Raw genomic sequence first — 12,568 nt, 5'->3', positions numbered from 1 at the left:
TGCTCCAGGGGCCCGCCGCGAGCCTGCGAGTGGTGGGGGGCAGTGGGGTCCTTCATCGGGCGAACCTCGCACGCAGTGCCGACATCCGCTCCTCCGGGGCCGCCCCGGCCTGCGTGCCGGCCGCGGTGGCGAAGAACGCGCCGACCGCGGTGGTCACCGGGACGGCGAGGACGAGCGCGATCGCGCCGACCAGCGTCCGGATGACCTCCTCGGCCACCGCGGAGCTCGTGAGGATGACGCCGGCCGGCTGCGAGTAGACCTCGAACAGCAGCAGCAGCGGCAGCGCGGCCCCGGCGTAGGCGAAGACGATCGTGTAGACGGTCGAGGCGATGTGGTCGCGGCCCACGGCCATGCCGCGCCGGTAGAGGTCGCGCCCGCCCATCGCCGGGTCGACCTCGTGCAGCTGCCAGATGGCCGAGGCCTGGGTGATCGTCACGTCGTTGAGCACGCCGAGCCCGGCGACGACGACCCCGGCGATCACCAGCCCGGAGAAGTCCAGGCCGGGGTCGAAGGTCTGCAGCTGCACCGTCTCCTCGGTCGTGAGGCCGGTGAGCCGGGCGACGCCGACCGCGAGCGCCCCGAGCCCGGTGACCAGCGCGAGGCCGAACAGCGTGCCGATGAGCGCCGTCGTCGTCCGGGCCGACAGGCCGTGCGCCAGGTACAGGACGGCGAACATGATCGCCGACGAGCCGACCAGGCTGACCAGGGTCGGCGAGTCGCCCGACAGCAGCCCGGGCATGACGAACTGCAGGAGCACGAGGAAGGCGAAGGCCAGCCCGACCAGGGCGGCGAGCCCCCGCAGCCGGGCCACCGCGGCGACCACCACGGCGAAGGCGACCGCCAGCACGAGCATCGGCGTCGTCCGCTCGAAGTCGAAGAACTGGTAGGCCGGGCTGCCCTCCGCGCCGGCGTCGCGGGTGAGCACGACGGTGTCGCCCTCGCCGATCCCGTTGGCCACGACGTCGGCGGCGAGGTCGACCTGCTGGTACTCCCCCGTGCCCTCGCCGTCGAGCACCTCGACGACGGCGGTGGCGCAGGTGGCCTGCACGCCGCCGGTCTCGCCGCACGGCAGCGTCTGCAGCGAGACGATCCGCCCCTCGGGATAGGTGGTGCCCGGCGGCAGGAACTGCTCGGCCGCCTGCTGGGCGCGGGTCGGCTCGTCGCCGGGCCAGAGGACGACCAGGCCGACCAGCGTGGCCAGCGCCGCCGGGACGAGCAGCAGCAGCATCAGCCAGACGGCGCGGCGCCGCCGGGTGAGCGTCTCCGCGCTCGGCGGCGGCGCGTCGGGGTCCGGGCCGTGGGCGTGGGAGTGGGGCGGCACCCGGTCAGGCTAGGAGCAGCGGCCCGTCCCCGGACCGCCCGACACAGGAGCCGGTCGGGCGCTGGGCGTCAGGCGCTGGTTCGTCAGGCGCTGGTTCGTCAGGCGCTGGTTCGTCAGGCGCTGGTTCGTCAGGCGCTGGTTCGTCAGGCGCTGCGGCCGTCGGGGCCGTCGGGCCGGGGCGCCTGGGCGCCCGACACCGGGGAGCCGCCCGCGTCGGCCGGGCCGGCGTCGTCGTCCACCACCTCGAAGCGCCGCCACAGCCCGGTCAGCTGCAGTGGCCGGGCGACGGCGGCCGGCGGCGAGACCAGCGCCACGGTGACCGCGCGCGGCTGCGTCATCCGCTGCAGCTGCACCAGCACGGCCATCCCGGCGGAGTTCATGAACGTCACCCCGTCCAGGTGCAGCTCCAGCCGCGACAGCGTGGGTACCGACAGCAGCTGGTCGGTGACCGCGCGGACCAGGGGCCGGCGCGCGGCCTCGGTGAGCTCGCCGCTGACGGTGACGCGGCTGACGTCGCCGTCGAGGGCGGCGGTCACCTCGGGGCCGGCGGCGGCGTCGGCGTGCCCCTCGCCGGTCGGTACGGACTCGTCCATGCCGGGGCACTGCCCGCTGCCGCGCGATCCCATGCGCGCCGGGAACAACATCAGGCGAGAGACGTTTACATCGGTGCGTGACCGAGGTAATCTCCAGTCGCCACTAGAGGTTCATCCTCGGGCAGCGAACACCGACCAGTACGACCCAGGAGGTGCACCAGCATGATGCTGACCGCCTACGACCCGTTCGCCGCCACGTCCGCCGCCTTCCGCGCGCTGGACCAGCTCGCCGGCCGCACCGGCACCGCCCGCGCCCTGTCGGGCATGCCGATGGACGCCTACCGGGTCGGCGACAAGTTCGTCGCCCACTTCGACCTGCCCGGCGTCGACCCCGGCTCGATCGACCTCTCGATCGAGGGCACCACGCTGACCGTGAGCGCCGAGCGCTCGGTGCCGCAGCTGGAGAACGCCGAGTGGGCCGTAGCCGAGCGCCCCTACGGCTCCTACACGCGGCAGCTGGTCCTCGGCCGCAGCCTCGACACCGACCGGCTCGAGGCGAGCTACCACGACGGCGTGCTCACCGTGAGCATCCCGGTGGCCGAGAAGGCGCGGGCCCGCAAGATCACCGTGACCCGGGCCGACGTGCCCGCCGCGGTGGAGAGCCGCACCATCGAGCACGAGTCGGCCGGCGGCGAGCAGCGCGCCGTCGAGAGCTGACCGGCGCGTCCCGCACACGGGGCCGGGCCCGCGGGCCCGGCCCCGTGCCGTTCCCGCCCCTCCCGAGGAGTCCCCATGACGACGAGCGACAGGCCGGGCCGCGACGGCGGCACGGCCGGGGACCCCGCCGGCGCCGCGGCCGACGCCGTCCGGCGCCTCGACGACCCCGACTACCCGGCGCTGACCATGAGCCAGGCCGCCGCCCTGCTCGGCGTGCAGGCCGCCTTCCTGCGCAGCCTCGACGGGTCGGGCGCGCTCTCACCGCACCGCTCCCCCGGCGGCCACCGCCGCTACTCCCGCCACCAGCTGGTCCTCGCCGCCCGGCTGCGCGGCCTGCTCGACGAGGGCCACCCGCTGGCCTCGGCCGAGGTGATCGTCGGCCTGCAGGACCAGCTCGCCGACGCCCGCGCCGACGGCGACCGGCTGCGCGACACCGTCGCCCGGCTCCGGGACGGCCGCGAGGAGCCCGCCGACGACGACGCGTGACACCCCTGGGGGGTAGGGGTACTATGGGCCGCATGCCCGACCCGGAAGCCCCCGGTCACGTCCACGGCTACATCCACCGCAAGGACGACCACCTCAAGCGGCTGCGCCGCATCGAGGGCCAGGTCCGCGGCCTGCAGCGCATGGTCGAGGACGAGAAGTACTGCATCGACATCCTCACCCAGGTGTCCGCGGTGACCTCGGCCCTGCAGTCGGTCGCCCTCGGCCTGCTCGAGGAGCACCTGGGCCACTGCGTCGCCGAGGCCGTGGCCGCCGGCGGGCCCGAGGCCGACGAGAAGGTCCGCGAGGCCTCCGCCGCCATCGCCCGACTCGTCCGTTCCTGACCACCCCACCCCCGAGGAGCCCCCCGTGAGCACCGCCACCTACACCGTCACCGGCATGACCTGCCAGCACTGCGTCGCCTCCGTCACCGAGGAGGTCGGCGAGATCCCCGGCGTGACCGAGGTGCAGGTCGACCTCGCCAGCGGCGGCCTGACCGTCACCAGCGACGCCCCCGTCGACGACGCCGCCGTGCGCGCCGCCGTCGAGGAGGCCGGCTACGAGGTCGCGGCCCGCTGACGCGGGCGCGTCGAGGGGAGCCGTCGTGCGCACCGCCACCCGGGCCGCCGCCACGCTGGGCGTCGCGGCCGCCGTCCTCGGCGCCGGCTGGGCTGCCGGCGCGCTCGTCGGCCCGCTCGACCGTCCCGCCGCCGCGGCCGAGGAGCACGCGGCGGCCGGCGAGCACGCAGCCGACGCCGGCGGCCACGAGGCCGGCGCCGGGGCGGTCGAGCACGACCTCCCCGCCGGGCTCGCCGTCTCCGCCGAGGGCCACACCCTCGACCTCGCCGACGACGTCCTGCCCGCCGGCGACCCCGTCCCGCTGTCGTTCCGCCTGCTCGGACCCGACGGCGCGCCGGTCACCGACTACGAGACGGTGCACGAGCAGGACCTGCACCTCGTCGTCGTCCGCCGCGACCTCACCGGCTACCAGCACCTGCACCCGCAGCTGTCCCCCGACGGCACCTGGACCACGCCGGTCGCGCTGACGCCCGGCTCGTGGCGGGTGCTGGCCGACGCGACGCCGTCGGCGCACGGCGCGGGCCTGGTCCTGGGTGCCGACCTCGCCGTCGGCGGGGCGGGCGAGCCGGTGCCGCTGCCCGCGCCGTCGCGCACCGCGGAGGTCGACGGCTACACCGTCACCGTCGACGGCGACCTCGTCGCCGGGCGGGAGTCGGAGGTCGTGGTGACCGTGGCCCGCGACGGCGTCCCGGTGACCGACCTGCAGCCGTACCTCGGCGCCAACGGCCACCTCGTCGCGCTGCGCGCCGGCGACCTCGGCTACCTGCACGTCCACCCGACGGCCGCCTCCGGAGCGGAGGTCCGGTTCGCCGTCGAGGTGCCCGCGGCCGGCGACCACCGGCTGTTCTTCGACTTCCGGCACGGCGACGTCGTCCGCACCGCCGCCGTGACCGCCACCGCCAGGAGCGCCGCATGACCAGCTCGGTCGAGCTCTCGATCGGCGGGATGACCTGCGCCTCGTGCGCGTCCCGCATCGAGAGGAAGCTCAACCGCCTCGAGGGCGTCACCGCCACCGTCAACTACGCCACGGAGAAGGCGCGGGTCAGCTACGCGGACGGCGTCGTCCCCGAGGACCTCGTCGCCGCCGTGGAGAAGGCCGGCTACACCGCCGCGCTGCCCGCCCCGCCGCAGGAGGACGCGGCGGAGGAGGACGCGGACGCCGGGCTGCGGCAGCGGCTGGTCGTCTCCGCGCTCCTGAGCCTGCCGGTCGTCCTGCTCGGCATGGTGCCGGCGCTGCAGTTCGAGTACTGGCAGTGGGCCTCGCTCACGCTGGCCGCCCCGGTGGTCGCGTGGGGCGGCTGGCCGTTCCACCGCGCCGCGTGGACCAACCTGCGGCACGGCTCGGCGACCATGGACACGCTGGTCTCGCTCGGCACCCTCGCCGCGTTCGGCTGGTCGCTGTACGCGCTGTTCCTCGGCACCGCCGGCGAGCCCGGCATGACGCACCCGTTCTCCTTCGCGGTGTCGCGCACCGACGGCGCCGGCGACGTCTACCTCGAGGCCGCCGCCGGGGTGACCACCTTCCTGCTCGCCGGCCGGTACGCCGAGGCGCGGGCCAAGCGGCGGGCGGGCTCGGCGCTGCGCGCGCTGCTGGAGATGGGCGCCCGCGACGTGTCGGTGCTGCGCGACGGCGTCGAGCGGCGGGTGCCGGTGGACGCGCTCGGCGTGGGCGACCTGTTCGTGGTCCGCCCCGGCGAGCGGGTGGCCACCGACGGCGAGGTGGTCGAGGGCTCCTCGGCGGTCGACGCCTCGATGCTCACCGGCGAGTCGGTGCCGGTGGAGGTCGGCCCGGGCGACGCCGTCGTCGGGGCGACCGTGAACGCGGGCGGGCGGCTGGTCGTGCGCGCCACCCGGATCGGCGCGGACACCCAGCTCGCCCAGATGGCGCGGCTGGTCGAGGAGGCGCAGCACGGCAAGGCGCAGGTGCAGCGGCTCGCCGACCGGGTCTCCGCGGTCTTCGTGCCCGTCGTGCTCGCCCTGGCGCTGGGCACGCTCGGCTTCTGGCTGGGCACCGGCGCGGGCCTGGCCGGGGCGTTCCCCGCCACCGTCGCCGTCCTGATCATCGCCTGCCCCTGCGCGCTCGGGCTGGCCACGCCGACCGCGCTCATGGTCGGCACCGGCCGCGGCGCGCAGCTCGGCATCCTGGTCCGCGGGCCGGAGGTGCTGGAGTCCACCCGCCGGGTGGACACCGTGGTGCTCGACAAGACCGGCACGGTCACCACCGGCCGGATGAGCCTGGTCGACGTCGCGGCCGCCGACGGCGAGGACGCCGCCGAGGTGCTCCGCCGCGCCGGCGCGCTCGAGGACGCCTCCGAGCACCCGATCGCCGCGGCCGTGGCCTCCGCCGCCCGCGAGCGGCTCGGCGCGCTGCCCGCGGTCACCGGCTTCGCGAACGAGGCCGGCCTCGGCGTGCGCGGCACCGTGGAGGGGACGGCCGTCGTCGTCGGCCGGCCGGCACTGGTCGGCGCGCTGCCGACGGAGCTGGCCGCGGTCGTGGCCGGCGCGGACGCCGCCGGTCGGACCGCCGTCGCCGTGGGCTGGGACGGCGCGGTGCGCGGCGTGCTCGTCGTCGCCGACACCGTCAAGCCGACGTCGGCGGCCGCGGTCCGGCAGTTCCGCGACCTCGGGCTGCGGCCGGTGCTGCTCACCGGGGACTCGGCCGCGGCCGCCCGCGCGGTGGCCGCCGAGGTGGGCATCGACGACGTGGTGGCCGAGGTGCTGCCGCAGGACAAGGTCGACGTCGTCCGGCGGCTGCAGGCCGACGGCGCGACGGTGGCGATGGTCGGCGACGGCGTCAACGACGCCGCAGCGCTGGCCCAGGCCGACCTCGGGCTCGCGATGGGCACCGGCACCGACGTCGCCATCCAGGCCAGCGACCTGACCCTGGTGCGCGGCGACCTGCGCGCCGCCGCCGACGCCGTCCGGCTGGCCCGCCGCACGCTGGCGGTCATCAAGGGCAACCTGTTCTGGGCGTTCGCCTACAACGTCGCGGCGATCCCGCTGGCGATGGCGGGCCTGCTCAACCCGATGATCGCGGGCGCGGCGATGGCGCTGAGCTCGGTCTTCGTCGTCACCAACAGCCTGCGGCTGCGCCGGTTCGCGCCGCTGCCGGGCAACGCGACGTCGGCCGTCCCCGGCTGACCTGGGGCCGGCCGGTCAGCGCGGCCGGAGTCCGTCGAGGAGCGCGTCCACGGTCTGCACGAGCAGCGCGTCGACGTCCGCGCCGCGGAGCACGCCGCTGACCGAGAGCGCGGCGACGCCGTGCAGGGCGGCCCACAGCGCCGTCCCCAGCGCGACGGGGTCGCCGTCGCGCACCTCGCCCCGGGCCTGCGCGTCGCCGACCACCACGTCCGGCCCGGACAGCCCCGCACCGTCGTGCGACTCGCCGGCGGCCTTCCCGGCGAACATGAGCTCGAGGAGGGCCGGCTCCCCGGTGGCGAAGCGCACGTAGGCGCGGCCGAAGGCGAGCAGCCGGGGCCGCAGCCCGGCGTCGGCACCCGGGTCGGCCTCGGTCAGGGCGGCGTCGAGCCGCTCCCAGCCCGAGCGGGCCAGCGCGCGCAGGAAGGACTGGCGGTCGGGGAAGTGGCGACTCGGGGCGGCGTGGCTCACGCCCAGGTCACGCGCCAGCGCCCGCAGGGACAGGTCGGCCACCGCGCCGACGCGCAGCTGCTGCGCCGCCCGCTCCAGCAGGGCGGCCCGCAGGTCGCCGTGGTGGTAGGGCTGCTCGGGTGCGCGCACGACGGATGAGCGTAGTCCGTGTAGGCGTTGCCAACATTGTTGTCGGCGACTACATTCACTCGGCATGACGAACCCCCCGTTCTCCGTCCCGTCCCAGGCCGGCCGCACCGCCGTCGTCACCGGCGCCACCAGCGGGCTGGGCCTGGCCACCGCCCGGGCCCTGGCCGCCGCCGGCGCCCGCGTCGTCCTCGCGGTCCGCGATCCCGCCCGCGGCCGGGCCGCCGCGGCGGGGCTGACCGGCGAGGTCGAGGTGCGCCGCCTGGACCTCGCCGACCTCGCCTCGGTGCGCGCCTTCGCCGACGACTGGAGCGGGCCGCTCGACGTCCTCGTCAACAACGCCGGGATCATGATGGTCCCGCAGGGGCGCACCGCCGACGGCTTCGAGCTGCAGTTCGGCACCAACCACCTCGGCCACTTCGCGCTGACCAACCTGCTCCTCCCCTCCCTCACCGACCGGGTGGTCACGGTCTCCTCGACGGCTCACCGCGTGGGCTCGATCGACCTCACCGACCTCAACTGGGAGCGGCGCCGCTACTCGCCCGAGCGGGCCTACGGGCAGTCGAAGCTGGCCAACCTGCTGTTCACCCTCGAGCTGCAGCGCCGGCTCACCGCCGCGGGCTCCCCGGTGCGGGCGATGGCGGCCCACCCGGGCTGGGCGGCAACCGACCTGCAGGGCCGCACGGAGAACCGGGTCAAGCACGCGGCGTTCGCGCTGGGCAACCGGCTGGTCGCCCAGTCCGGCGAGCGGGGCGCCCTGCCCACGCTGCTCATGGCCACCGCGGACCTGCCCGGCGGCAGCTACGCCGGCCCGGAGGGCGCCTTCGAGGTGCGCGGCGAGCCGACCCTCGTCGGGCGCACCCGCGCGGCCAGCGACCCGGAGCTCGCCCGGGCACTGTGGGCGGCGTCCGCGGAGCTCACCGGCGTCGACTTCCCGGCGGCCATCCCCACCCGCTGACCGGAGCGCCTTCGTAGCGCTCTCGGTCCCTCCAGGAGGAGCCGACAGCGCTACAGAGGCACCCAGAGGGCGGCGACCCTCAGAGGGCGGGGAGCAGGAGCAGGACCGTCGGGACGAGCAGGAGCAGGCCCGCGCACAGCAGGGCGGCGGCCCGGGCCGCCGCGGGCAGGGGCGCCGGTGGGTCGACCAGCCGCAGCACCCGGGCGCCGAGCGCGCCGCCGGCCACCGACAGCGCGCCGCTGGGCACCCCGCCCGCTCCCCCGGCGGCCCCGCCCGCCGCCAGGACGATCGCCTGCGCGAGCGTGCGCCGCGGGTCCGGGCCGCGCAACGATGCCAGCGCCCGGTCGTCGGCGCGCATCTCCACGAGCTCGCGCACCGCGGCGTGCGCGCGGGCGGCCGCGGGGAGCACCGGCAGCGCCGCCTCCCACGCCACGAACGGCAGCAGGTAGAGGTGGTGGTGCTCGGCCAGGTGCGCCCGCTCGTGCGCGACGACGGCGGCGAGCTGGTCGTCGTCGAGTTCGGCCACCATGCCGGAGGACAGCACGAGCAGCGGGCGGGCGCCGGGGATGCAGAACGCCACGGGCGCCGGGTGCTCGAGCAGCCGGGCGTCGGGGACCGCGGGCGAGGGCTGCACGACCAGCTCCAGCAGCGCGCGGTGCCGGCGCCGGGTGCGGGCGGTGCGCGCCCACGACAGCGCGAGGACGCCGAGCAGCTCCACCGCCAGGACGGCGGCGAGGGTCAGCGTGACCCAGTGGTCGCCGCGGACGGGGTCGACGGCGGGGTGCCCGCGCAGCACCGCCCACCCGGCCTCGGGCAGCGAGTGCCCCCAGGGCGCCAGGCCGTGCACGAGCAGCGCGCCGATGATCGACAGGCCACCGGCCAGCCCGATCGCCTGCCAGCAGACGAGGGCGACGAGGGGGTCGCGCCGGGGCCACCGGGCGCGGCCGAGGAGCGCCGGCACCGGCCAGGCCAGCAGCGCCGCGAGGACCGCCAGCGCCGCGGCGGTCGCGGGGAGCACGTCAGGTGGAGGTGGCGGCAGGCGTCAGCGGGCGGCGCCCGGGGCGGTCCCGTCCAGCAGCGCGCGCAGCATGCGGGCCTCCTCCGGGTCGACCCCGCCGACGAACCGGGCCAGCACGGCCTGCCGGTCGCCGGAGGCACCGAGGACCTCGTGCATGAGCTCGGCGGCGTGCTGCTCGCGCGTGGCGCGCGGGCGGAACCGGCGCGGCCGCGCCTCGTCGTGCTCGACGAAGCCCTTGGCCTCCAGCCGCGACAGGACCGTGTGCACCGTGGTGAGGGCGAGCGAGCGGTCGGCGAGCGCCTCGCGCAGCTCCGCCGCCGCGACCGGCCCGTCGGCCGCCCACAGCACGTCCATGACCGTCCGCTCCAGGTCACCCAGCGACGCCACGACGCCTCCCCTCCTCGTTTCTACTCAGCGTAGAACGGATGTGCGGACGGGCGCACGGACCGTGTCGCGCACCTCACCCCCACATGTTCTACGGGACGTAGAAACGGAGTTCTACGAGGCGTAGAAAGGAACTGTCGGCCCGACGGTCGAGCCGGCGTGAGGAGCAGGCCCCGTGGACCTCCTGGCCCTGGACACGTTGGACGTCGCCCGCTGGCAGTTCGGCATCACGACCGTCTACCACTTCCTCATGGTCCCGCTGACCATCGGTCTCGGGATCCTGGTCGCGGTCATGCACACCATGTGGGTGCGCACCGACAAGCCCGAGTGGCTCCGCATGACCCGCTTCTGGGGCAAGGTCTACCTGGTCAACTTCGTGCTCGGCGTGGCCACCGGCCTCGTCCAGGAGTTCCAGTTCGGCCTCGCCTGGAGCGAGTACTCCCGCTTCGTCGGCGACGTCTTCGGCTCGCTGCTGGCGATGGAGGCGCTGCTCGCCTTCTTCCTCGAGTCGACCTTCCTCGGCCTGTGGATCTTCGGCTGGGGCCGCATCCCCAAGCGGCTGCACCTCGCCGCGCTGTGGGCCGCCGTGGTCGGCTCGATCGTCAGCGCGTACTTCATCATCGCGGCCAACTCCTGGATGCAGCACCCGGTCGGCGTCACCGTCGGCCCCGACGGCCGCCCGCAGCAGGTCGATTTCCTCGCCGTCCTCACCAACAACACGGCGCTGGCCGCCTTCAGCCACGCGATCGTCGCCGCGCTCATGGTGGCGGGCGCCCTGCTCGTCGGCGTCGGCCTCTACCAGCTGCGGAAGCGCAAGCTGGCCGGGGCGCCCTCGTCCGACGTCCCGGGTGGGCGGGTGGACGACACGGTGTGGCGCCGCTCGGTGCGGCTCGGCGGATACGTGTCGCTGGCCGCCTTCGTCCTCGTCGCCGTCACCGGCGACTGGCAGGGCAAGCTCATGTACCAGCAGCAGCCGCTCAAGATGAGCTCCGCCGAGGCGCTCTGCGAGACCGAGGCGCCGGCGCCCTTCTCAATCTTCGCCTGGGCCAAGCTCGGCTCCAACGAGTGCGACGACGTGCACAGCTGGACCGTCCCCGGCCTGCTCTCCTTCCTCGCGCACAGCGACTTCGAGACCGCCGTCCCGGGCGTCAACCAGCTGCAGGAGGAGTACGCCGCCGTCTACGGCGAGACCTACCCCGACGACCCGTCGTTCGGCGACCGCGCCGGCCAGGAGATCGACTACACCCCGGTGCTGGCGGTCACCTACTGGAGCTTCCGGCTCATGATCGGCATGGGCGCGGTGTCGGCCGGTGTCGCGGCCTACGCGCTCTGGTCGACCCGGCGGGGCCGGGTGCCGACGTCGCGGATCGGCGTCCACGGCTCGCTGCTCGCCGTCGGCGCGCCCTTCGTGGCCAACGCGGCCGGGTGGGTGTTCACCGAGATGGGCCGCCAGCCCTTCGTCGTCCACCCGAACCCCGACGTCCCGGTCGGCGAGCAGGTCTACTTCTTCACCGCCCAGGCCGTCTCCCCCGGCGTCACCACGGCGGAGGTCTGGACCTCGCTCATCAGCCTCGGCGTCCTCTACGGCGCGCTCGCCGTGGTCGAGCTGTTCCTGCTCACCCGGCTGGTCCGCCGGGGCGTCACCACCGGCGACACCACCCCGACGCCGCCCGCCGTGGGCAGCTCGTCCCGGGACGACGACGACCGTCCCGACGGCGGCCCGCGGTCCGACGACGACGTCCTCTCCTTCGCCTACTAGGAGCTCCCTCCCATGGACCTGCAGACCCTGTGGTTCGCCGCCGTCGCGGTGCTGTGGACCGGCTTCCTGCTGCTCGAGGGGTTCGACTTCGGCGTCGCGGCGCTGCTGCCGGTCCTCGGCCGCCGGACCGCCGACCGCCACCTCATGCTGCGCACCATCGGCCCGGTGTGGGACGGCAACGAGGTCTGGCTGATCACCGCCGCCGGCGCGGTGTTCGCCGCCTTCCCCGGCTGGTACGCCACCTGGCTGCCGGCGCTGTACCTGCCCTTCGTCGTGGTGCTGCTCGGCCTGATCGTGCGGGCGGTGGCCTTCGAGTGGCGGCACCAGTCGCACGACCCGCGGTGGGACGCCACCTGGACCCGCGTCATCACCGGCGGCTCGCTGGTGGCCGCAGCCGGCGTCGGCGCCGCGCTCGGCGCCACCACGCTCGGCCTGCCCATCGACGGCGACGGCACCCGGGTGGGCGGCGCGTTCGCGGGCCTGGGCTGGTCGTCGGTGCTCGGCGCGGCCGCCGTCGTGGCCTACTCCCTGGTGCACGGCGCGCTGTTCCTGGCGCTCAAGACCGACGGCCCGCTGCGGCTGCGGGCCCGGGCGTTCGCGCTGCGCTGGGCGCCGGTCGGCGCGCTGCCGCTGCTCGCCTGGGCCGGCCTGGTGCACCTGCGCTCGGGCACGGTGGTCACCGGCGTGCTGTGGCTGGTCGCCGCGCTCGCGGTCGTCGTCACCTGGACCCGGGTGCGGCTCGACCGCGAGGGCCAGGCCTTCGCCGGCTGGGCCACCGTGCTGCTGGCCTCGGCGGCCACGCTGTTCGGCGCGGCCTTCCCGGTGGTCGTCCCCTCCACGGTCGACCCGGCCTTCGACGTCACCGTCGCGCAGGCCTCGGTCAGTGACTACACGCTGGGCATCATGACGTGGGTGGCGGCGGTCGGCCTGCCGGTGGTGCTGGCCTACCAGGCGTGGACGTACTGGGTGTTCCGCGAGCGCCTCACCGCCGAGCCCCAGCACGACGACGCTCGCGTGGCTGTCTGATGAGCCGAGAGCGCGACAAAGGCCCCTCCCGGGCCCGCCGTCCGCGCGCGGACGG

At 75.7% G+C, this 12,568-nt stretch carries 14 protein-coding genes; 9 read left to right on the top strand and 5 right to left on the bottom strand.

What is annotated here, in order from left to right:
* Positions 1-52: 52 nt before the first annotated feature.
* Both ACI79X_RS18590 and ACI79X_RS18585 read right to left on the bottom strand, forming a co-directional pair.
* Entirely contained in the window at positions 53-1,321 is a 1,269-nt protein-coding gene (locus tag ACI79X_RS18590) for a YibE/F family protein (RefSeq protein ID WP_457026901.1), read from the bottom strand.
* Between the two features lie 143 nt (positions 1,322-1,464).
* Positions 1,465-1,914, bottom strand: coding sequence for an STAS domain-containing protein (locus ACI79X_RS18585; protein WP_457026900.1), 450 nt, complete (start codon positions 1,912-1,914; stop codon positions 1,465-1,467).
* A 162-nt stretch (positions 1,915-2,076) separates the two neighbouring features.
* On the opposite strand from ACI79X_RS18585, the gene ACI79X_RS18580 reads away from it, so the two are divergent.
* From ACI79X_RS18580 to ACI79X_RS18555, 6 genes are all read left to right on the top strand, one after another.
* Positions 2,077-2,571: an Hsp20/alpha crystallin family protein gene (locus ACI79X_RS18580; RefSeq protein ID WP_457026899.1), complete on the top strand. Its 495-nt coding sequence runs from the start codon at positions 2,077-2,079 to the stop codon at positions 2,569-2,571.
* Between the two features lie 75 nt (positions 2,572-2,646).
* Entirely contained in the window at positions 2,647-3,057 is a 411-nt protein-coding gene (locus ACI79X_RS18575; protein ID WP_457026898.1) for a MerR family transcriptional regulator, read from the top strand.
* A 32-nt stretch (positions 3,058-3,089) separates the two neighbouring features.
* On the top strand, positions 3,090-3,398 hold the full coding sequence (locus ACI79X_RS18570) for a metal-sensitive transcriptional regulator (RefSeq protein ID WP_457026897.1): 309 nt from the start codon (positions 3,090-3,092) through the stop codon (positions 3,396-3,398).
* A 25-nt stretch (positions 3,399-3,423) separates the two neighbouring features.
* Entirely contained in the window at positions 3,424-3,633 is a 210-nt protein-coding gene (locus ACI79X_RS18565; RefSeq protein WP_457026896.1) for a heavy-metal-associated domain-containing protein, read from the top strand.
* A 25-nt stretch (positions 3,634-3,658) separates the two neighbouring features.
* A complete protein-coding gene (locus ACI79X_RS18560; RefSeq protein ID WP_457026895.1) occupies positions 3,659-4,549 on the top strand; it encodes a hypothetical protein in 891 nt (296 codons plus the stop codon).
* Positions 4,546-6,774: a heavy metal translocating P-type ATPase gene (locus ACI79X_RS18555; RefSeq protein WP_457026894.1), complete on the top strand. Its 2,229-nt coding sequence runs from the start codon at positions 4,546-4,548 to the stop codon at positions 6,772-6,774. The genes ACI79X_RS18560 and ACI79X_RS18555 overlap by 4 nt, the downstream gene beginning before the upstream one ends.
* A gap of 15 nt (positions 6,775-6,789) precedes the next feature.
* Here ACI79X_RS18555 and ACI79X_RS18550 read toward each other — a convergent pair whose 3' ends face one another.
* Positions 6,790-7,371, bottom strand: a complete 582-nt coding sequence (locus tag ACI79X_RS18550; RefSeq protein WP_457026893.1) for a TetR/AcrR family transcriptional regulator — start codon at positions 7,369-7,371, stop codon at positions 6,790-6,792.
* A 64-nt stretch (positions 7,372-7,435) separates the two neighbouring features.
* Here ACI79X_RS18550 and ACI79X_RS18545 point away from each other — a divergent pair, with 64 nt between their 5' ends.
* The gene (locus tag ACI79X_RS18545; RefSeq protein WP_457026892.1) at positions 7,436-8,326 is read left to right on the top strand and encodes an oxidoreductase; all 891 of its coding nucleotides are present in this window, start codon (positions 7,436-7,438) and stop codon (positions 8,324-8,326) included.
* A 79-nt stretch (positions 8,327-8,405) separates the two neighbouring features.
* Here ACI79X_RS18545 and ACI79X_RS18540 read toward each other — a convergent pair whose 3' ends face one another.
* Both ACI79X_RS18540 and ACI79X_RS18535 read right to left on the bottom strand, forming a co-directional pair.
* Positions 8,406-9,344, bottom strand: a complete 939-nt coding sequence (locus tag ACI79X_RS18540; protein WP_457026891.1) for a M56 family metallopeptidase — start codon at positions 9,342-9,344, stop codon at positions 8,406-8,408.
* 24 nt (positions 9,345-9,368) lie between these two features.
* Positions 9,369-9,731, bottom strand: coding sequence for a BlaI/MecI/CopY family transcriptional regulator (locus ACI79X_RS18535; protein WP_457026890.1), 363 nt, complete (start codon positions 9,729-9,731; stop codon positions 9,369-9,371).
* 172 nt (positions 9,732-9,903) lie between these two features.
* On the opposite strand from ACI79X_RS18535, the gene ACI79X_RS18530 reads away from it, so the two are divergent.
* Both ACI79X_RS18530 and cydB read left to right on the top strand, forming a co-directional pair.
* A complete protein-coding gene (locus ACI79X_RS18530; RefSeq protein ID WP_457026889.1) occupies positions 9,904-11,487 on the top strand; it encodes a cytochrome ubiquinol oxidase subunit I in 1,584 nt (527 codons plus the stop codon).
* 12 nt (positions 11,488-11,499) lie between these two features.
* The gene (gene cydB, locus ACI79X_RS18525) at positions 11,500-12,513 is read left to right on the top strand and encodes a cytochrome d ubiquinol oxidase subunit II (RefSeq protein WP_457026888.1); all 1,014 of its coding nucleotides are present in this window, start codon (positions 11,500-11,502) and stop codon (positions 12,511-12,513) included.
* The last annotated feature ends 55 nt before the right edge of the window (positions 12,514-12,568 follow it).

This window comes from Geodermatophilus sp. SYSU D01119 (assembly GCF_054049975.1).
The sequence above is the reverse complement of the archived record's forward strand: the minus strand, read 5'-3'. Positions and strand labels throughout refer to the sequence as shown.